The organism is Microbacterium sp. A93, assembly GCF_051842835.1.
The window spans coordinates 659,966-677,963 of the sequence record NZ_JBPXMT010000002.1 but is presented as its reverse complement, the minus strand read 5'-3'; the positions used below and the strand labels follow the sequence as shown (position 1 = coordinate 677,963).

The following is a 17,998-nucleotide window of genomic DNA, read 5'->3' as shown; positions in this document are numbered from 1 at the left end:
CGCGGCTACCGGCGGGCCCCAGCGGTGCCCGGCCACTGCATCACCAGGGCCACCGTCCGCAGGGACAACACGAAGCCGGCGAACAACACGATGTACCCCATGGCCGTGTACCAGCTCATGTAGCTCGTCATGGCCGGGCCGCCCTCGCCGAAGACGAGCAGCACGATCCCGCCGAGCACGCAGAAGCCGGCCAGGATGGACACCACCACCTGCTGGAACAGCCAGGTGACGTAGCGGCGGTCGTTCTCATGGGCCAGCAGCCGCATGTTGATCGAGATCCGGCCACCCTGCAGGTCGTCCGCGATCCGGTTCACGCGCCGGGGCAGCTGGGACACGATCGGTAGTGCCTCCAGCAGCGCCGTGGTGGCCGACTCCTTGAGGGAGCCCGGCGAGAACCGGCTCTTGAGCAGGTCCGCCCCGATCTCCCGGGCGGCGTTCACCAGCTCCAGGTCCGGATCGATCAGCCCGAGGGTGCCCTCCATCCCACCGAGGGAGCGCATGGCGGCGGCCACGGCCTGGGGGACCTCGAAGCGGTGGCCGAGGATCAGGCCCATCAGGGAGCCGAAGATCCGTGAGGCCGAACCACCCCGCGTCCCGCCGCGGTAGCGCACCAGCAGCTCGCCCACCTCGCGTTCCAGCCGGCGCTCGTCCAGGTCCTCCGGGCGTCCCAGCAGTTCGATGAGGGAGTCGCTGAGCAGCCGGGTGTCATTGCGGTCGATGGCGGCGAAGATCATCACCAGCTGTTGCTGGGACCGGGGGTCCAGCCGGCCGACCGCGCCGAAGTCCAGCAGGCCCAGCCGCGTGTCCTGGCCTTCGCCCAGCAGCATGACGTTGCCCGGGTGCAGGTCCGCGTGGAAGATGCCGTCATCCATGATCTGACGCATCACCGAGTTGGTCAGATCCTGGGCCAGCCGGCGGCGGACGGTGGGGGACAGGGCATGCAGCTGTGGTTGCGCCCTACCCACCGAGGCACCGGGCAGGAAGTCCATGACCAGCAACCGGGTGGAGGAGAATTCCGGGTAGATGGAGGGCACGGTGATGTTCTGGTCCGCCACGGCCGCCGCCATGTCCTGCATGTTGGCCGCTTCCACGGTGTAGTCCAGTTCCTCCTCCAGGGAGCGGGTGAAACCACGGCCCAGCTCCAGGATCCGCAGGGAGCGGCCCCACGTGGTGTTGTTCTGCAGCCAGCGGCAGATGCGGACCACGATGTCCGAATCACGCATGACCTCCTCGACCGCGCCGGGACGCTGGACCTTCAGGACCACCTCGGTGCCGTCCTTCAGGCGGGCCCGGTGGACCTGTGCCACGGAGGCGGCGGCCAGCGGGGTCGTCTCCACCGAGTCGAAGACGTCCAGCGGGTCGCAGCCCAGGGAGGTGGCCAGGGCCTGGCGGATGGACTCCCACGGCTCGGAGGCGACGTCCGACTGGAGGTGCGAGAGCTCCCGGACAAAGGGTGGAGGGAGCAGGTCGGGGCGGGCGGAGAGGTTCTGGCCGAGCTTGACGAAGGTGATGCCGGAAGCCTCCAGGGCGCGGCGCAGGGCTGTGGCCGTGCTGCCCCCGGCCCGTTCATCGGGGTGGCCGGCCTCCCCACGCCGGCCGAAACCGCGCAGGTTGGCGCCCAGCCCGTGGCGGATGAAGGTGGCCACCACCTGGCGGTAGCGGCGGTTGCGGGACCAGGTCTTGCGCAGTCCGGCCATCCACAGGAGGGGGTTCGGCAGGGTGCTGGTGGGCAGCACCATCTCCAGCACCATCAACAGGGCGGTGCCGAGGCCGAAGATCCACAACAGGGCGATGATGATCAGCACCAGCGCCGCCGGGACGGAGACGTCCGAGAGCGCCCCCGAGGTCCCGGCGATCTGGTGGATGACCGCGTCCATCACCACCTGGGTGCTCAGCACCATGATCAGGGCCACCGCCAGTGAGCGGAACCAGCCGACGGGCACCCCGAGGACCCGGCGCACCATGGTGGCGATGAGCCAGGCCATCGCCACGAGGATGACCAGTCCGATCAGCGCGCCGAGGGTGGATCCCACCCAATAACCGACCGTGCCGAGCTCTCCGAGAAAGTTCTCCACGCCGTCAGCCTATTAGGCTGGCCCCATGAGCATGTTCGAAACCGTCAGTGCGGGCGATGTCCCCGAGAACGCCACCATCCTCGACGTGCGGGAGGACGACGAATGGGTCCTCGGCCGCGCCGCCGGGGCCCTGCACCTCCCCCTGGGTGAGCTGCCCGATCGGATCGAGGAGCTGGACCCGGATACCGACTACTACGTGATCTGCCGGACGGGCGGCCGATCCAGCCGGGCCGCCGACTTCATGGTGGCCCGCGGGTATTCCGCCATCAACATCGCCGGCGGCTCCGGGGCCTGGCTCGAGTCCGGCCGGCCCATGGAGGCGGACGGCGGAGCCGAACCGACCGTCAAGTGAGCGTCTCCCGCCCCCGATACGTCTACCTCGGCCCCGAGGGGACCTTCACCGAGGCCGCACTCCTCCAGGTCCCGGGTGCCGAGGACGCCGAGCGGATCCCGGTGGGGTCGGTGATCACCGCCCTGGCACAGGTGCGCTCCGGCGAGGCCGACTTCGCGGTGGTCCCGATCGAGAACTCGGTGGAGGGCGGGGTCACCGCCACCCTGGATGACATCGCGGCGGACGACGACCTACAGATCCAGCGCGAGATCCTGGTGCCGATCAGCTTCGTGTTGCTGGGGCGGCGGAGCATGGAGCTCGCTGACATCCGCACCGTCTCCACGCACACCCACGGCTGGGCCCAGGTGCGCAATTGGGCCGCCGCGCACATCCCGCAGGCCGAGTTCGTGCCGGCCGGCTCCACAGCCGGGGCGGCCCGCGGACTGCTCGAGGACGCCACCTCCTATGACGCCGCCGTCTGTGCGCCCCTGGTGGCCGAGCAGACCGGTCTGCCCGTGCTGGTCTCCGCCATCGAGGACACCGCCGGGGCCGTGACACGGTTCGTCCTCGTCTCCCGCCCGGGCCCCGTCCCGGCGCCGACGGGCTCAGACAAGACCACCGTCGTCGTGCCCCTGCCGGAGGACCACCCCGGCGCGCTGATGGACATCCTGGACCAGTTCGCGACGCGCGGGATCAACCTCTCGCGGATCGAGTCCAGGCCCACGGGGGCCGGGCTGGGCAGCTACTTCTTCTCGATCGACTTCGAGGGGCATGTGGCCGAGGAACGGGTCAAGGCCGCGCTCGCCGCCCTGTACCGGCTGATCCCGGGCATCCGGTTCCTGGGGTCGTACCCGCGCGCGGACAAGATGAAGTACACCGTGCCCGGACATACAAGGGATGCCGCCTACCGGGCGGGCCAGGAGTGGGTGACGGGACTGCTCGGGCGGTGAGGGCCCGGGCTCTCAGCCCGTGCCCCGGCCTGTGACCTCAGGCCGAGACCTCGGGGGCGGCCTCCGGCTTCATGGCAGGGGCCGCCGCGGAGTCCGGCACGTCGGTGGCCGGCACCTGCACGCGGAGGGAATCCGGCTTGACGCGTGCGTCGATCACCTTGACCTCCATGATGGCGTCCCCGTCCAGCTGGGCGGTCATCGGCTCGTGCAGCACCACGCGACAGCGCGTGGCCTGATGGGTCTCCATGACGGGGATCGTGTGCTTGGACTTCGTCACGGTCTTCGCCGCGATCCGGAGCCAGTCACCCACGTGCCGGGGGGAGAGCAGGACCACGTCCAGCAGGCCGTCGTCGAACCGGGCATCCGGGACGAAGTCCATGCCGGCGGTCAGCTCACCGCAATTGGCGACCATGACGGAGCGGACCTTGCGCCTCTGGGGGGCGCCGCCGTCGAGGGAGACGGAGATCTCCTTACGCTGGCCGGGCAGGTGGCGCATGCCGGCCTCACCGTAGGCGAGCCAGCCGGCCTTGGCCTTGAGGTCATCGCGGGTGTCCCCCATGACGTCGGCGTCGATGCCGGCGCCCGCGATCACGAGCGAGGTGTTCTTGGTGACCTCGCCGTTGGTGCCCTCGAGCTTGATCGTGACGGTGTCGATCTCCCGCGTGGCGCCATGGATGGCCGTGTTGATGCTGGCCCGATGGTCGTCCAGGGGCAGCTTGAGGTTCCGTGCCAGCAGGTTGCCGGTGCCCATCGGCACGATCGCCAGGGTCACGTCCGTGCCCGCGAGTTCCTCGGCCACGAACCGCACCGTGCCGTCCCCACCGGCGGCGATCACCACGTCCGCCCCGTCCGCGATCGCATCCCGAGCCATCTGCGCCCCCGGGTCCTCCACGGTGGTCTCAAAGACGGCCAGCTCCGGCAGGCCGGCCTCGGCGACGGCGGCCGTGGCCTGGGCACGGATGCCCGCCGCCCCGGACTTGGACGGGTTCAACACCAGCGCGATGCGCCGGGGATGGTCCATGGCTCGGGCGATCAGGGGGGCGTCCGCGATCTCGCTGACCTGTCCGTCCAGGGCCTGAAGGTGCCCCGTGAGTGCGGCCATGCGCTCCGGCAGGGTGCGCACGTTCCCATGCAGGCTGGTCACCTGTCCGTCCAGGTGGTCCATGCGGCTGCGCAGGCGGCGGTGGCCGGTCCACAGGCCCGTGGCGAAGGCCAGGGCGGCCACCACCAGGACGAGGGCGATGATGGCCAAGGTCATGTCTAGGGGCATGGCGGCAGTCTACGGGCCGGTGATGACGGCGTGGGATGGGGCACGAGGTTAGGCTGGACCTCGTGATCGACGTCAAGCACCTCATCGAGAATCCAGACCTCTACACGGCCTCACAGCGCGCCCGCGGCGCGGACGAGTCCCTGGTGGACCAGATCGTGTCCGCCGACGCGGAACGCCGTGCCTCGATCACCTCCTTCGAGGAGCTGCGCGCGCAGCAGAAGGCCTTCGGCAAGAAGGTGGCCGCCGCGCAGGGGGAGCAGAAGCAGCAGCTGCTGGCGGAGGTCAAGGAGCTCTCCGCCAACGTCAAGACCGCCGAGGCCACCGCGGACGAGGCGAAGTCGCGTCTGGACTCCCTGCAGCGACGGTTCCCGAACCTCATCGAGGATGGTGTGCCGGCCGGTGGCGAGGACGACTTCACCACCGTCAAGACGGTCGGCACCGTCCGTGACTTCTCCGCCGACGGCTTCACGCCGCGCGACCACCTGGAGATCGGCGAGTTGATTGGCGCCATCGACATGGAGCGCGGGGCCAAGGTCTCGGGCTCACGGTTCTACTTCCTCAAGGGTGTGGGCGCCCGCCTTGAGCTGGCCCTCATGCAGATGGGCCTGGACCTGGCCCTGCAGAACGGCTTCGTGCCCATGATGACCCCCACGCTGGTCCGTCCGGAGACCATGCAGGGCACCGGGTTCGACGTGGAGCATGATGACGAGATCTACAAGCTCGAGCGCGACGACCTCTACCTGGTGGGCACCTCCGAGGTGGCCCTCGCCGGCTATCACGCGGACGAGATCCTCGAGTTCGGCGAGGAGCCCATCCGCTATGCCGGTTGGTCCACCTGCTACCGGCGCGAGGCCGGCTCCGCGGGCAAGGACACCCGGGGCATCATCCGCGTGCACCAGTTCAACAAGCTGGAGATGTTCGTCTACACCACCGTCGAGAAGGCAGCCGAGGAGCACGCCCGCCTGCTGGACTGGGAGGAGCAGATGCTCGCCAAGGTGGATCTGCCCTACCGCGTGATCGATACCGCCGCCGGCGACCTCGGCATGAGCGCCGCCCGGAAGTTCGACTGCGAGGCCTGGGTCCCCACCCAGGAGACCTACCGGGAGCTGACCTCCACCTCGAACTGCACCACGTTCCAGACCCGCCGGCTCAACATCCGGGAGCGGCTCGTGAAACCGGACGGCTCCAAGGGCGGGACGCGCATGGCCGCCACCCTGAACGGCACCCTGGCGACCACCCGCTGGCTCGTGGCCATCCTGGAGAACCACCAGAACGCGGACGGCTCCGTGAACGTGCCGGAGGCGCTGCAGCCCTACCTCGGAGGTCTCGAGGTCCTGCCGGTCCTCTAGGTCTGCTTGACTGGAGACATGCGCTTTTCACAGGACGCCGGCACCGAAGACCGGCACGAAGACCGGAACCCGATCACCGGTTCCCTCCAGGCCACCTACCGGCCCACCTCGGATATGACCTCCTCCGGCTCCCGGCCGAACGGGGACGGGGTACGCAAGATGGTCTGCCTGGACGTGGACGGCACCCTCGTGGACCACGACGGCCATATGGACGACGAGGTGCGGGAGGCCGCCCGCGCCGTGGTGGAGGCGGGCCACCACGTGCTGATCGCCACCGGCCGCTCACTGGGGGCCACCCTGCCGATCATCAAGCTGATCGGGCAGGAGCAGGGCTACAGCATCTGCAGCAACGGCGGTGTGACGCTGAGGCTCTCCACGGATCTGGAGGAGGGCTACGAGGTGGTGGACCGCCGGACCTTTGACCCGGGTCCCGCCTTGCGGGCCCTCCGCCACCGACTGCCCAGCGCCAAGTACGCCGTGGAGGACGACCGTGGCCGGTTCCTCTCCACCGAGCGTTTCCAGGACATGAGCTTCGGCGTCCAGGCCGAGGGCGTCACCTTCGAGGAGATGATGGCCGCCAGCGCGACCCGCCTGGTCGTCTTCTCCACGGATTCATCCACCGAGGAGTTCGGTGAGGCCGTGGAGTCCATCGGCCTGCAGGGTGTGACCTACTCGGTGGGTTGGTCCGCCTGGCTGGACATCGCCGCCGCCGGCGTGTCCAAGGCCTCGGGGCTCGAGGCACTGCGGGACCACCTCGGCGTCCACATCGACGACACGGTGGCGGTCGGGGACGGCCGCAATGACATCGAGATGCTGGCGTGGGCCGGCCGCGGGGTCGCCATGGGCCAGGCCCCACCGGAGGTCGTCAAGGTCGCCGACGAGGTGACCGGACACGTCAACGAGCACGGCGCCGCCACGGTCCTGCGCTCGCTGCTCGACTCCTGAGCCTGCCACTTTCAGTCGACTTGGCGTGGGTGGTTGCACCCAACATCCACGCCAAGTCGACTGAAAGCGGAGCCGCGCGGGTCAGCGGGGCAGTTCCACCGCGTCCACCAGGGCCAGCAGCCGCTCGGCCGCCGGTCGGCAGGCGTGCTCCTCGTTCCAGAACGAGCGCTGCACCGCCTTGGACACGGCCTGGGCGGTGATCCCCAGCTCTGCGGCCACCGGCTTCTGCTGGCCCCGCACCCCGGGCACCAGCAGGTCCAGCACCGCCCACTCGGCGTCCGTCCGGGTCAGCACCAGCTGCCCGATCAGCCGCAGCACGGACTGCGCCTCCTCGGCCACCTGCTCGTCGGGGCCGTCCACGGCCACCGGCACCCGCACCCCGGCCTTGGCCGCTTCCTCCACGGCCCGCCGCGCAAAGACCAGACCCGGCCCGCCGACGTCGTGCAGGTTCTGGGTGTCCGGCAGGACGCCTCCTCCACGGCTCGCCGACCGGTCCGGGTCCACCGGGCCCAGGGAACCCACGCCGATCCCCACATTCCAACGCCGGTGCCGCAGGGCAATCAGGGCGGCGTCCACGGCGGAGCGGGCATCCGGGACGACCCCGATCGCCTCGTCACCGACGGAGCGCTGGAAGGGCACCACGGTGCCCACGGGACGCAGGGAACGCAGGAGGTCGCCGACCAGGTCCCCGACCTCCCGCGAATCACGCTGGTTGATCGTCAGGACATAGTTGGGCATAGCCCCGATTCTGCCAGCACGGGAAGAGTCAGGAATCGCGGCCCTGCGGGGAACCCGAGGCGGCCGGATCATCCTCCTCGGTGTCCACGTCGCGGCCCTGCGGCTCGTCCTCGGGCTTCTCCTCACCGACGGCGGCGAAGCGCCGGATGGAGGCCTCCAGCTCGGCCTCGGCGGCCGCACGGCCCTCCCAGCCCTCGGCCTTGACCCACTTGCCGGGCTCCAGGTCCTTGTAGCGGGTGAAGAAGTGCTCGATCTCCTTCTTCAGCCACTCGTCGATGTCCTCGAGCTCCTGGATGTGGTCGAAGCGCTTGTCCGCCGGGACGCACAGCAGCTTGGCGTCCCCGCCGCCGTCATCGGTCATGTTGAACACGCCGATCGGGCGGGCCTCCACGATCACACCGGGCACCAGGTCGAAGCCGGGCAGGAACACCATGGCGTCCAGCGGATCCTCGTCCTCACCCAGGGTGTCCTCGAAGTAGCCGTAGTGGGCGGGGTACTGCATGGAGGTGAAGAGGATACGGTCCAGGCGCAGGCGGCCGGACTCGTGGTCGAACTCGTACTTCACGCGGGATCCGGCAGGGATCTCGATGGTGACGTCATGGATCATGGGAGGTGCTCCTCGGCGCTGCTTCGCGGTGGTCTGTCACTGGTCTGGAGGTGGTTGCCGCGCCGGATGGTGGTGCTGGGCACGGCGTCTAGAATCTAGGGTATCCCGCGCCCGATCAGGAAAGTCCCATCGTGAACCCATGCCCTGCCCCGCGCCGGCCCGTCCGCACCGCGGTGACGGCCCTGCTGGCGGTCACGGCGGCGGTAGGGCTGACAGGATGCACCGTCATCCCCGTCCCGGCGGCCTCCGGAGCACCGGTCGCCGTGAGCAGCCCGGTCACGACGCCGGCCGGCAGCTCCCAGCCCGCCGTCCCCTCGGCCGCGGCCTCCTCCACCAGCTCGCCGACCAGCTTGCCCACCAGCTCGCCGGCCGGGTCCCCCAGCTCGCCGGCAGGGTCCCCCAGTGGTACGGAGGGGCCGATGGCCGCTGTCTCCGCGGCCCTCACCCTGGCGGAGTTCGTGAACTTCCCGGACCTCTCACCCCTGCTGGTCCCCAGCCCGGACCCGGAGACGCTGGCCCCGCTGCTGGACGAGGCGCTGGCCCTGCACAGCGGCACCATGTCCGCCGCCGTCCGGGACAGCCTCACCGGCGAGCTGCTCTACTCCGAAGGCCCGGACCAGCCGGTGGTGCCCGCCTCCGCGGTCAAGATCCTGACGGCGGCAGCCGCCCTGCACACGCTGGGCCCGGACCACCGCTACACCACCGCGGCGGTGGCCCGGCCTCTGGGTGAGGGCCGGACCGCCGTGGTGCTGGACGCCGGCGGAGACGTGATGCTGGGCACCGGCGAGAATGCGGAGGACGCGAACGGCCGGGCCGGGCTGGGGACCCTGGCCGAACAGACCGCGCAGGCCCTCAAGGACCAGGGCGCCGTCGGCACGGTGGCTGTCGGTGTGGACGATTCCGGCTACGGGGGCCCCGGCGAATCCCCGGACTGGAGCCCGGACATCGTGTCCTCGGGCAATGCCTCCACGGTGCAGCCGATCGCCACGTACGGCGGCCGCGCCTACCCCGGCCGGGACACCAACCGGCTGCACGATCCTGCGGTGTTCGCGGCCGAGGTGTTCCGCAACGAGCTCGCCGCCCGGGCGGAGGCTCTCGGGCTGGATCTCGAGGTGGAGGCGGAGGTGGACCGCGCGGCACTGACAGGCGACGGCACGGTGCTGGCGGAGGTGGAGTCCGCGCCGCTGTCCGAGCAGATGACGTACATGTTGCGGACCTCGGACAACCAGGTCGCGGAAGCCACCGGTCGCAACCTCGCACTGGAGGCCGGTGAGGACGGCAGCTTCGAGGGGGCGTCCCAGGCGATCAAGGACGCCTTGGCGGACCTCGGCGTGGACACGGAGGGGTTGAGCCTCGTGGACGCCTCCGGGCTCTCGGAGGCCAACCGCGTCTCGGCCGCGCAACTGACCGCTACCCTGCAGGTCGCGAGTACGTCCCCGGACCTGGAGACCGTGGTCACCGGGCTGCCGGCGGCCGGGGAGGAGGGGACCCTGCAGGACCGGATGGTCGGCACCGCCGCCGTGGACGCGGTCCGGGCGAAGACGGGCACCCTCAGCTCGGTGGCCTCGCTGACCGGAACCGTCCAGACGGAGGACGGCCGGACCCTGCTGTTCAGCTTCATCGCCAACGGCCAGCCGGGCGTGCTGGACAACGCCCGCTTCGCCGTCGACCGTGCCGCCGTGGTGCTGGCCGGGTGTGGCTGCCGGTAGCGCCGCAGCCGGTGGAGACGGGCAGCCGCGGGCCGTAGCGGGACCAGCGGGACGAGGCGTGGGCGCCACGACCAGTCTCTGATGGACTTTGCCATAGCAAATAATCGGCTAGCATGATGGTCATGCCCTCGCCGGAAACCGACCAGCGCCTGGCCAGACAGCGGGCCATCTACGGGACCTCCCTGTCCGAACGCTTCGGCGACCTCATGGCGGCCTACCGGCTGAGTCAGCGGTCCCTGGCCCGCGTGCTGGGCCTGTCCGCCCCCATGCTCTCCCAGCTCATCAACGCCCAGCGCATCAAGATCGGCAATCCGGCGGTCTATGAGCGCTTCGTCATGCTGGAGGAACGCCAGGACGAGGCGGACCTGCAGCGGGTTCTGGACGAGGTCCAGGCCTCCGAACCGGTCCTGACCACGCACAGCACCCGCTCCCGCAGAGTAGAGGCCGGCCCGGCCCCGGAGGCGGACCCCGCGGCCCAGTTGGGACGGCTGGCCACCACCGAGCAGCTGCTGGTCACGGCGGAGGCCGCCCGGACGGCCGGGGCCACCGAACTGGGTGGCCTGTTGGAGCGGGCGGCGGCCGTCAGCGGCTGAGGTCCGCCCTGCGCGCCCTCTGCTGCGTGTGGTGGGATGGGTGCATGGAATCCACCCCCGTCCCAGGCTCCGTCTCAGCTCCCGTCTCGCCCGTGGACTGGGACCTCGCCGCCAGCACGGCGGGCCGGTTGTGCGCCGCCGGCCCCCGCTTCACCCGGCACCAGGCCGAACGTGAAGCCGCCGGGCTGCGCCACGCCGCCGAGGTCTCCGTGGACCACGTCCACCGGATCACCCGGCTGGAGGCGGCCCGGGACCTGCGGGACTCCGAGGTGCTCGTGGTGGACCGACCCACCTGGACCCGGGCCAACGTGCAGGCCTTCTCCACGCTGCTGAGCCCCGCCTTCGAGTACGTCCAGCAGTCCCGGCCGGAGGAGTACGCCCGCGCCACCAACGGGTTCGGCACCACCGCCACCGCCCTGGAGGCCGGGGCCGTGCTGGCCTTCCTGTCCTCGAAGGTCCTCGGCCAGTACGAGCCGTTCTGCGCCCTGCCCGGACCGGACGGCAGCCCCGCCGGCCCGGAGGGCGGCCGGCTGCTGCTGGTGGCACCGAACATCGCCCAGGTGCGCATGGAGCTCAACGTGGACCCGGAGGACTTCCGGCTCTGGGTCTGCCTGCACGAGCAGACCCACCGGGTGCAGTTCGCCGCCGCCCCCTGGCTGCGCGACCACCTCCAGTCCCACCTCATCGAGCTGGTCTCCGGCATGTTCGACAAGGCGGACACCCTGCCCGAACGCCTCTCGGCCCGGCTCCGCGCCCTCGTCCAAGGCCCCGAGGCGGACCCGGCCTCCGTGGAGCAGGGCCGCGGATCCGCCGAGCTCGGCACGGAGGGGCATCCGGCGTCGATGGGACTCGTCGAATTGTTCCAGGACCCGGAGGACAAGCAGCGGCTGGCCCGGATCAACGCCACGATGTCCCTGCTGGAAGGCCACGCCAACGTGGTCATGGATGCCATCGACTCCTCCGTGGTCCCCACCGTCAAGACCATCCGCCAGCGCTTCGACCACCGCACCTCGACCCGGTCCTCCCTGGACCGGTGGATCCGTCGCCTCATGGGCATGGACGCCAAGATGCAGCAGTACCGGGACGGCCAGCGCTTCGTGAAGCGGGCGGTCCGGGACCTCGGCATGGACGGCTTCAACGTGGTGTGGGAGGCCCCGGAGCACCTGCCGAGCGAACAGGAGATCCAGCATCCCGAGCAATGGGTGGCACGTATCCGGGGGTTGGGCTGAGCCCGGTCCCCGAGGGGCCCGCCTCCTGGCCACCGGCGACTCGCTGGCCACAGGCCCTGCACCGCGCCGTCCACGCGCTCGCCGCGGCCACCCACGGACGGACCCTGCCGCTGGTGGCCCTCTCCGGCGGGGCCGACTCCCTGGCGCTGAGCGTGGCTGCCGCTGAGGCCACGCGCACCCGGGCCGCCCCGGCACTGTCGGCCGGCGTGGGTGCCGTGATCGTGGACCACGGCCTGCAGCCCGGGTCCGCCGCCGTGGCTGACCGCGCGGCCGCCGTGGCCCGCGCCCTGGGATTGGCCCCGGTGACCGTGGAGCAGGTGGACGTGCCGACGACGGGGGAGGGCCCGGAGGCCGACGCCCGTGCCGCCCGTCATGCCGCCCTGGAGGACGCCGCCCGCCGGCTGGGCTCGGACGCCGTGCTGCTGGCCCACACCCGGGACGATCAGGCCGAACAGGTGCTCCTGGGCCTGGCCCGCGGCTCGGGCACCCGCACACTCGCGGGGATCCCCCGCAGCCGGGGGGTGCTGCTGCGCCCCCTGCTGGAGTTGACGCGCCCGGACACCGAGGCCATCTGCAGCTGGGCGGGTGTGCGCTGGTGGGAGGACCCCGCCAACGCGGATCCGGCGTATCTGCGCTCGCGGATCCGCACCCGCGTGCTGCCGGCCCTCGAGGACCCGGACCACGGCCTGGGGCCCGGGCTGTCCGCCGCCCTGGCCCGCAGTGCGGACATCGCGGCCGAGGACGCGGCCGCGCTGGAGGCCTGGGCTGGGCGGGAGTTCGACCGTCTCCGGGAGGAGCGGGAGCCGGGCGAGGCACCCGGTCTCCGGCCGGCGTCGGGCCCGGTGTCCCTGCCGATGGGGGAACTGGCCGCGCTGCCGGACGCCATCCGGTACCGGGTGATCGGCTATGCCGTGCTCGCCGCCGGGGGCGAGCGGCCCAGCCGGGAACGCGTGCTGGCCGTCGACCGCCTGGTGGCCACCCGCTCCACGGGGGGATCCTCGGCGGGGCCGGTCGAGTTGGCAGGCGGGATCGTCTCCCACCGTCGGGGCCCAGGCGGGTATGCGAGACTGGTCTTCAGCGCCGTCAGGCCCTGAGTCCGAGTGTGGACCGGGCCGGCCGGAGGCGCCTTCCCGTAGCGAATACACCCCGCAGGAGCAGCCCGCATGGAAGCACAGGACGTGCATGGCGACCTGGATCATGTGCTCATGACCAAAGAGCAGATCCAGGACACCGTCAAGGATCTCGCAGCGCAGATCGACCGAGACTACGAGGGCAAGGACGTCCTGCTGGTGGCGGTGCTCAAGGGGGCGGTGATGATCATGGCCGACCTGTCCCGCGCGCTGCGCTCCCACGTCACCCTGGACTTCATGGCCGTCTCCTCCTACGGCTCCGGCACCCAGTCCTCCGGCGTGGTGCGGATCCTCAAGGACCTGGACGCGGACCTGATGGGCCGGCACGTGCTGATCGTGGAGGACATCATCGACTCCGGGCTGACCCTGTCCTGGCTCAAGACCAACCTCGAGTCCCGCGGCCCCGCCTCCGTGGAGATCTGCGCCTTCCTGCGCAAGCCCGAGGCCATGAAGGTCGAGATCGACTGCAAGTACGTGGGCCGGGACATCCCGAACGAGTTCGTGGTCGGCTACGGCCTGGACTTCGACGAGAAGTACCGCAACCTGGACTTCATCGGGACCCTCGCCCCGCACATCTACTCCTGATCACGGCCCCCGGCCGGCCGCGATGGGGCTGGCCGGGATGGGACTGGCCGGGATAGAGCCCGTACGAGCCGAGGGTCGTGGAGGGTGCCGGCCGTGACGGGAACCCTGAAACGATTGGTCCACCGCCGCCCGAAGTTGCCGCTCTCAGAGTCCGAATCTGCGCTGAGAGCGGCAACTTCCGGCGTCTTGGGGCCGGGAGGGGACCAATCGTTTGACGCTGCCTCGAACGGTCTCGACCTCTGCCCCCAGGCGGTCCCGGAATCGGCCCAGGCCCGTAGGCAGATCAGCGCCCCTGCGCAGCGGCGACGGCCCGCCCGATGAGTTCAAGTGCCGTCCGGAAATCCTCTGCTGAGTCGGCCGAGCCGAAGCGCAGTACGGTCCACCCCTGCCTCAGGAAGGCCTGATCGCGTCGTAGGTCCTTGGCCAGTTGATTCCCCTCGCCGTGGTGCTGGCCCTCGTATTGGATGGCGATGAGCCACTGCGGGTAGCCGAGGTCAGCCGTGGCCGGGAAGTCTGTGGAGTATTGCGCGTCCCAACACTCAACCTGCAGCGCAGGCGCCGGAAGCCCGACTCGGTGCATGGCCAGGCGCAGGAGCGTCTCCTGCGGAGAGTCGGCCCCCACGCGGATGAGCTCCAGAGCGTTGCGTGCCCTGGAGATGCCGGGGACGCCCGGGTGCGCCTGAAGGCATTCTCGCAAGGCCTCCACGGTGGTCCACTGTGTCCTCCGGGTCTCAGCCCAGGCATACGGTTCGCGGACGAGGTGGTCGCCGAGGATGACCAGATCCTGCAGGGACAACAGGGTGGCACAGTCCAGCCAGGTCCGCTCGGGAGAGGTGACCCGGCGCCCGTGGACCAGGACGACCTCGTCCGCGGGCAGGAGTGACCGGTGCGTGATGATCCCGGGGTATCTGAGGCGATGGCGCTCGGGCTGACGGGTGACGTGCACCATGCGGGTGGCCTGGGATTTCTGCGGAAGCCACCAGTCTCGGACCAGGGCCGCGGTGAGGTGGGAGGCGCAGGCATCCGGAACCGTCGCGAGTACGGCCGCCGCGCGCGGGAGGGTCGAGTGGACCGATGGCGTGGGTTCGGATCCCGGACTCCCTGCCGTGTCTGCCGCGTCGACGACGTGTGGTTCGGCCTCCTGTTCGGCCTCCTGTTCGCCCGCTACCGCTAGGTCGTGAACCGGCGCGGTCGGCTCTGGTTGATCCGGGCGCTCCTCGAGCTCCTCCACCGGTGAGGAGCGGCCAGCCCACCGGTACCGGCCGTGGCCGACGCGCTCGATGTCACGCCGGCGGAGCCGTCCGGGACGCACCCCGAGAGCCAGGGCCTCGGCGCGGGTGAACTCGCGGTCCACCAGTGCTTCGGGCAACGGACGGGGGTAACGCACCCCTTCAGTCTCCGGTGATCCGCCGGAGCACGCAGGACTTATCCACAGGTGGTCGCCCCGGCTCCACAGGTGGTCGTGAAGGCGCCCAGCCATTCCTCCGGTTGCGAACGGTTCGGCCTCAGGACTCCACCGTAGACTGACGCCCGGTACCGTGGACGGGTACGGCTGTGCCCTGGTCCGGTGGCTCGCGTCAGTGACCCCGCGCAGCTCCGGCACGCCGCCGTATCCGAAGTGGTCACGCCGTGCCCACCGCGCAGGTCAAAGGTCAGGAGAGTTGTTGAAAGCCAAGAAGGTCTTCAAGGGCCCGATCATCTGGATCGTTTTGGCCGCCGTGTTCCTGATGCTGATCATCCCGGCGCTGACGCAGGGCTCCTCCGCCCGGGTGGACACCAACGTGGGTCTGGTGCTGCTGGATGAGGACAAGGCCGCCCAGGCCAAGATCCAGGACGGTGAACAGCGGGTCGACCTGACCCTGCGCGAGTCCTACTCCCAGGATGGCCGGGATCTCGGCAAGGACGTCTACTTCTACTACTCCACGGCCCGCGCCGAGAACGTCGTGACCGCCATCGACGAGTCCGGACTGGACGGCTTCACGGACGAGCCGGTGCAGAACAACTGGCTGCTGTCCATGCTGGGCTTCCTCGTCCCCTTCCTGTTGATCGGGCTGGTCTTCTGGTTCCTGCTGTCCAGGATGCAGGGCGGCGGTGGCAAGGTCATGCAGTTCGGCAAGTCCAAGGCCAAGCTCATCACCAAGGACATGCCGCAGGTGACCTTCGCCGACGTGGCGGGCGCCGAGGAGGCCGTGGAGGAACTCCATGAGATCAAGGAGTTCCTCGCCGAGCCCGCCAAATTCCAGGCCGTGGGCGCCAAGATCCCCAAGGGTGTGCTCCTCTACGGCCCTCCGGGCACGGGCAAGACCCTGCTGGCCAAGGCCGTGGCCGGCGAGGCCGGTGTGCCGTTCTACTCCATCTCCGGCTCGGACTTCGTGGAGATGTTCGTGGGCGTGGGCGCCTCCCGCGTGCGTGACCTCTTCGAGCAGGCCAAGACCAACTCCCCGGCCATCATCTTCGTGGACGAGATCGACGCCGTCGGCCGCCATCGGGGTGCCGGCGTGGGTGGCGGCAACGACGAGCGTGAGCAGACCCTGAACCAGCTCCTCGTGGAGATGGACGGCTTCGACGCCACCACCAACGTGATCCTCATCGCGGCCACCAACCGTCCGGACGTCCTGGACCCCGCCCTGCTGCGTCCGGGCCGCTTCGACCGGCAGATCCCCGTGGAGGCCCCCGACTCCGAGGGCCGCCACCAGATCCTGTCCGTGCACGCGCAGGGCAAACCCATGGCCCCCGGAGTGGACCTGCGCGCGCTGGCCAAGCGCACCCCCGGGTTCACCGGCGCGGACCTGGCCAACGTGCTCAACGAGGCCGCGCTGCTGACGGCACGGTCCAACGCCCAGCTGATCGATGACCGCGCCCTGGACGAGGCCGTGGACCGCGTCATGGCCGGCCCGCAGAAGCGCTCCCGCCTGATGAAGGAACACGAGCGCAAGGTCACCGCCTACCACGAGGGTGGTCACGCGCTGGTGGCCGCCGGGCTGCGTAACTCGTCCCCGGTCACGAAGATCACCATCCTGCCCCGCGGTCGCGCCCTGGGCTACACCATGGTGGTCCCCGAGGATGACAAGTACTCGATCACCCGCAACGAGCTGCTGGACCAGCTCGCCTACGCCATGGGCGGCCGCGTGGCCGAGGAGATCATCTTCCACGACCCCTCCACCGGCGCCTCGAACGACATCTCCAAGGCCACGGACATCGCCAAGAAGATGGTCACCGAGTACGGGATGAGCGAACGCGTCGGGGCCGTGAAGCTCGGCACCGGCAGCGGTGAGCCCTTCATGGGGCGGGACATGAGCAGCGGCCGTGAATACTCGGAGCAGGTGGCCGGGATGATCGACGCCGAGGTGCGCCAGCTCCTGGACGCCGCCCATGACGAGGCCTACTGGATCATCAACGCGAACCGGGAGATCCTGGACCGGCTGGCCTACGAGCTGCTGGAGAAGGAGACCCTGAACCAGGCGCAGATCGCGGAGATCTTCGCCCAGATCCGCCAGCGTGAGCCCCGCCAGGTCTGGTTGTCCAGCGAGGACCGCCCCGTCTCCTCGCAGCCCCCGATCCTGTCGCCGGCCGAGCGCCGCGCCCTGGCGGAACAGAACGGCGACGCCGGCCCCGGAGCCCCGGAGGACGGCTCACCGCAGGCGGTGGACCCGGAGTCCACCTCGGACTCGCTGAGCCCCACCGTGGACCCCAGCCCGGGCAGCCAGCTGCCCGGCGAGCCGGACGGTGGCACCGGCCGGCCCGGAGGATCGGCGGGCCCCTCGGACCTGCCGCGCACCGACCTGCCGAGCACCGACGTGTCAGGGACCGACCTGCCACGCACTGACCAGGAATGACGAGGACCGGGACCGTGAATGAGAAGCAACGTCAGCCGGGCACTGCCGGCGTGGACCGCCCCCGCATCCAGGCCGCCGTCCGCGAGATCCTGGAGGCCATCGGCGAGGACCCGGACCGGGAGGGCCTGTTGGACACCCCCCGGAGGGTGGCCAAGGCCTATGACGAGTTCTTCGCCGGACTCGTGCAGGACCCGGCCGAGATCCTGGGCACCACCTTCGACATCTCCCACGAGGAACTCGTGCTGGTGAAGGACATCCCGTTCTACTCCACGTGCGAACACCACCTGGTGCCCTTCCACGGCACGGCCCACATCGGCTACATCCCGAATCCGGAGGGACGGGTGACGGGCCTGAGCAAGCTGGCCCGGCTCGTGGAGGTCTACGCGCGGCGTCCACAGGTCCAGGAGCGGCTGACCACGCAGATCGTGGAGGCCCTGATGACCCACCTGAGCCCGCGTGGGGCGATCGTGGTGATCGAGGCCGAACACATGTGCATGTCCATGCGCGGGGTGCGCAAGCCCGGCGCCAAGACGGTCACCTCGGCCGTCCGGGGCCAGCTGCGCGAGGCCTCCACCCGGTCCGAGGCCATGAGCCTGATCCTGCACGGCTGATCCTGCACGGCTGATCCTGCCCGGCTGTGCCCGGCACGGA

The 17,998-nt window shown here is 70.3% G+C and carries 17 protein-coding genes; 11 read left to right on the top strand and 6 right to left on the bottom strand.

Annotated features, from left to right (window positions below; translation table 11 throughout):
• Positions 1 to 5 precede the first annotated feature (5 nt).
• Entirely contained in the window at positions 6 to 2,075 is a 2,070-nt protein-coding gene (locus ACSU1G_RS07435; protein ID WP_439279277.1) for an ABC1 kinase family protein, read from the bottom strand.
• Between the two features lie 25 nt (positions 2,076 to 2,100).
• Here ACSU1G_RS07435 and ACSU1G_RS07430 point away from each other — a divergent pair, with 25 nt between their 5' ends.
• The gene (locus ACSU1G_RS07430) at positions 2,101 to 2,427 is read left to right on the top strand and encodes a rhodanese-like domain-containing protein (RefSeq protein WP_439279276.1); all 327 of its coding nucleotides are present in this window, start codon (positions 2,101 to 2,103) and stop codon (positions 2,425 to 2,427) included.
• On the top strand, positions 2,424 to 3,356 hold the full coding sequence (pheA, locus tag ACSU1G_RS07425) for a prephenate dehydratase (protein ID WP_439279275.1): 933 nt from the start codon (positions 2,424 to 2,426) through the stop codon (positions 3,354 to 3,356). The genes ACSU1G_RS07430 and pheA overlap by 4 nt, the downstream gene beginning before the upstream one ends.
• Before the next feature lie 37 nt (positions 3,357 to 3,393).
• Here pheA and ACSU1G_RS07420 read toward each other — a convergent pair whose 3' ends face one another.
• On the bottom strand, positions 3,394 to 4,626 hold the full coding sequence (locus ACSU1G_RS07420) for a diacylglycerol/lipid kinase family protein (RefSeq protein WP_439279274.1): 1,233 nt from the start codon (positions 4,624 to 4,626) through the stop codon (positions 3,394 to 3,396).
• A 62-nt stretch (positions 4,627 to 4,688) separates the two neighbouring features.
• On the opposite strand from ACSU1G_RS07420, the gene serS reads away from it, so the two are divergent.
• Positions 4,689 to 5,975: a serine--tRNA ligase gene (gene serS / locus ACSU1G_RS07415; RefSeq protein ID WP_439279273.1), complete on the top strand. Its 1,287-nt coding sequence runs from the start codon at positions 4,689 to 4,691 to the stop codon at positions 5,973 to 5,975.
• A gap of 114 nt (positions 5,976 to 6,089) precedes the next feature.
• Positions 6,090 to 6,920 (top strand): HAD family hydrolase, encoded by an 831-nt coding sequence (locus ACSU1G_RS07410; RefSeq protein WP_439279415.1) that lies wholly within the window; start codon positions 6,090 to 6,092, stop codon positions 6,918 to 6,920.
• 81 nt (positions 6,921 to 7,001) lie between these two features.
• On the opposite strand, the gene ACSU1G_RS07405 is transcribed toward ACSU1G_RS07410, so the two are convergent.
• The 3 genes from ACSU1G_RS07405 to ACSU1G_RS07395 all read right to left on the bottom strand — a co-directional run bounded on the left by ACSU1G_RS07405 (position 7,002) and on the right by ACSU1G_RS07395 (position 8,710).
• Entirely contained in the window at positions 7,002 to 7,658 is a 657-nt protein-coding gene (locus ACSU1G_RS07405) for a hypothetical protein (RefSeq protein ID WP_439279272.1), read from the bottom strand.
• 28 nt (positions 7,659 to 7,686) lie between these two features.
• Positions 7,687 to 8,265 carry an inorganic diphosphatase gene (locus ACSU1G_RS07400; protein WP_439279271.1) on the bottom strand — a complete coding sequence of 193 codons (579 nt, stop codon included), beginning with the start codon at positions 8,263 to 8,265 and terminating at the stop codon, positions 7,687 to 7,689.
• A 115-nt stretch (positions 8,266 to 8,380) separates the two neighbouring features.
• Positions 8,381 to 8,710: a hypothetical protein gene (locus tag ACSU1G_RS07395; RefSeq protein WP_439279270.1), complete on the bottom strand. Its 330-nt coding sequence runs from the start codon at positions 8,708 to 8,710 to the stop codon at positions 8,381 to 8,383.
• On the opposite strand from ACSU1G_RS07395, the gene dacB reads away from it, so the two are divergent.
• The 5 genes from dacB to hpt all read left to right on the top strand — a co-directional run bounded on the left by dacB (position 8,685) and on the right by hpt (position 13,511).
• Complete coding sequence (gene dacB, locus ACSU1G_RS07390) at positions 8,685 to 9,974, top strand: D-alanyl-D-alanine carboxypeptidase/D-alanyl-D-alanine endopeptidase (RefSeq protein WP_439279269.1); 1,290 nt, start codon at positions 8,685 to 8,687, stop codon at positions 9,972 to 9,974. The genes ACSU1G_RS07395 and dacB overlap by 26 nt on opposite strands.
• 122 nt (positions 9,975 to 10,096) lie before the next feature.
• Positions 10,097 to 10,567, top strand: coding sequence for a DNA-binding protein (locus ACSU1G_RS07385; protein WP_439279268.1), 471 nt, complete (start codon positions 10,097 to 10,099; stop codon positions 10,565 to 10,567).
• A gap of 44 nt (positions 10,568 to 10,611) precedes the next feature.
• Positions 10,612 to 11,796, top strand: coding sequence for a zinc-dependent metalloprotease (locus ACSU1G_RS07380; RefSeq protein WP_439279267.1), 1,185 nt, complete (start codon positions 10,612 to 10,614; stop codon positions 11,794 to 11,796).
• Positions 11,766 to 12,890 (top strand): tRNA lysidine(34) synthetase TilS, encoded by a 1,125-nt coding sequence (tilS, locus tag ACSU1G_RS07375; protein WP_439279266.1) that lies wholly within the window; start codon positions 11,766 to 11,768, stop codon positions 12,888 to 12,890. Before ACSU1G_RS07380 ends, tilS begins: the two co-directional genes overlap by 31 nt.
• 69 nt (positions 12,891 to 12,959) lie before the next feature.
• Entirely contained in the window at positions 12,960 to 13,511 is a 552-nt protein-coding gene (gene hpt / locus ACSU1G_RS07370; protein WP_439279265.1) for a hypoxanthine phosphoribosyltransferase, read from the top strand.
• A 283-nt stretch (positions 13,512 to 13,794) separates the two neighbouring features.
• Here the strand turns inward: hpt and ACSU1G_RS07365 are convergent, their stop codons facing one another.
• The gene (locus ACSU1G_RS07365; RefSeq protein ID WP_439279264.1) at positions 13,795 to 14,898 is read right to left on the bottom strand and encodes a hypothetical protein; all 1,104 of its coding nucleotides are present in this window, start codon (positions 14,896 to 14,898) and stop codon (positions 13,795 to 13,797) included.
• A gap of 277 nt (positions 14,899 to 15,175) precedes the next feature.
• On the opposite strand from ACSU1G_RS07365, the gene ftsH reads away from it, so the two are divergent.
• Both ftsH and folE read left to right on the top strand, forming a co-directional pair.
• Positions 15,176 to 17,347 carry an ATP-dependent zinc metalloprotease FtsH gene (ftsH, locus tag ACSU1G_RS07360; RefSeq protein ID WP_439279263.1) on the top strand — a complete coding sequence of 724 codons (2,172 nt, stop codon included), beginning with the start codon at positions 15,176 to 15,178 and terminating at the stop codon, positions 17,345 to 17,347.
• Entirely contained in the window at positions 17,344 to 17,958 is a 615-nt protein-coding gene (gene folE / locus ACSU1G_RS07355) for a GTP cyclohydrolase I FolE (RefSeq protein WP_439279262.1), read from the top strand. Before ftsH ends, folE begins: the two co-directional genes overlap by 4 nt.
• The last annotated feature ends 40 nt before the right edge of the window (positions 17,959 to 17,998 follow it).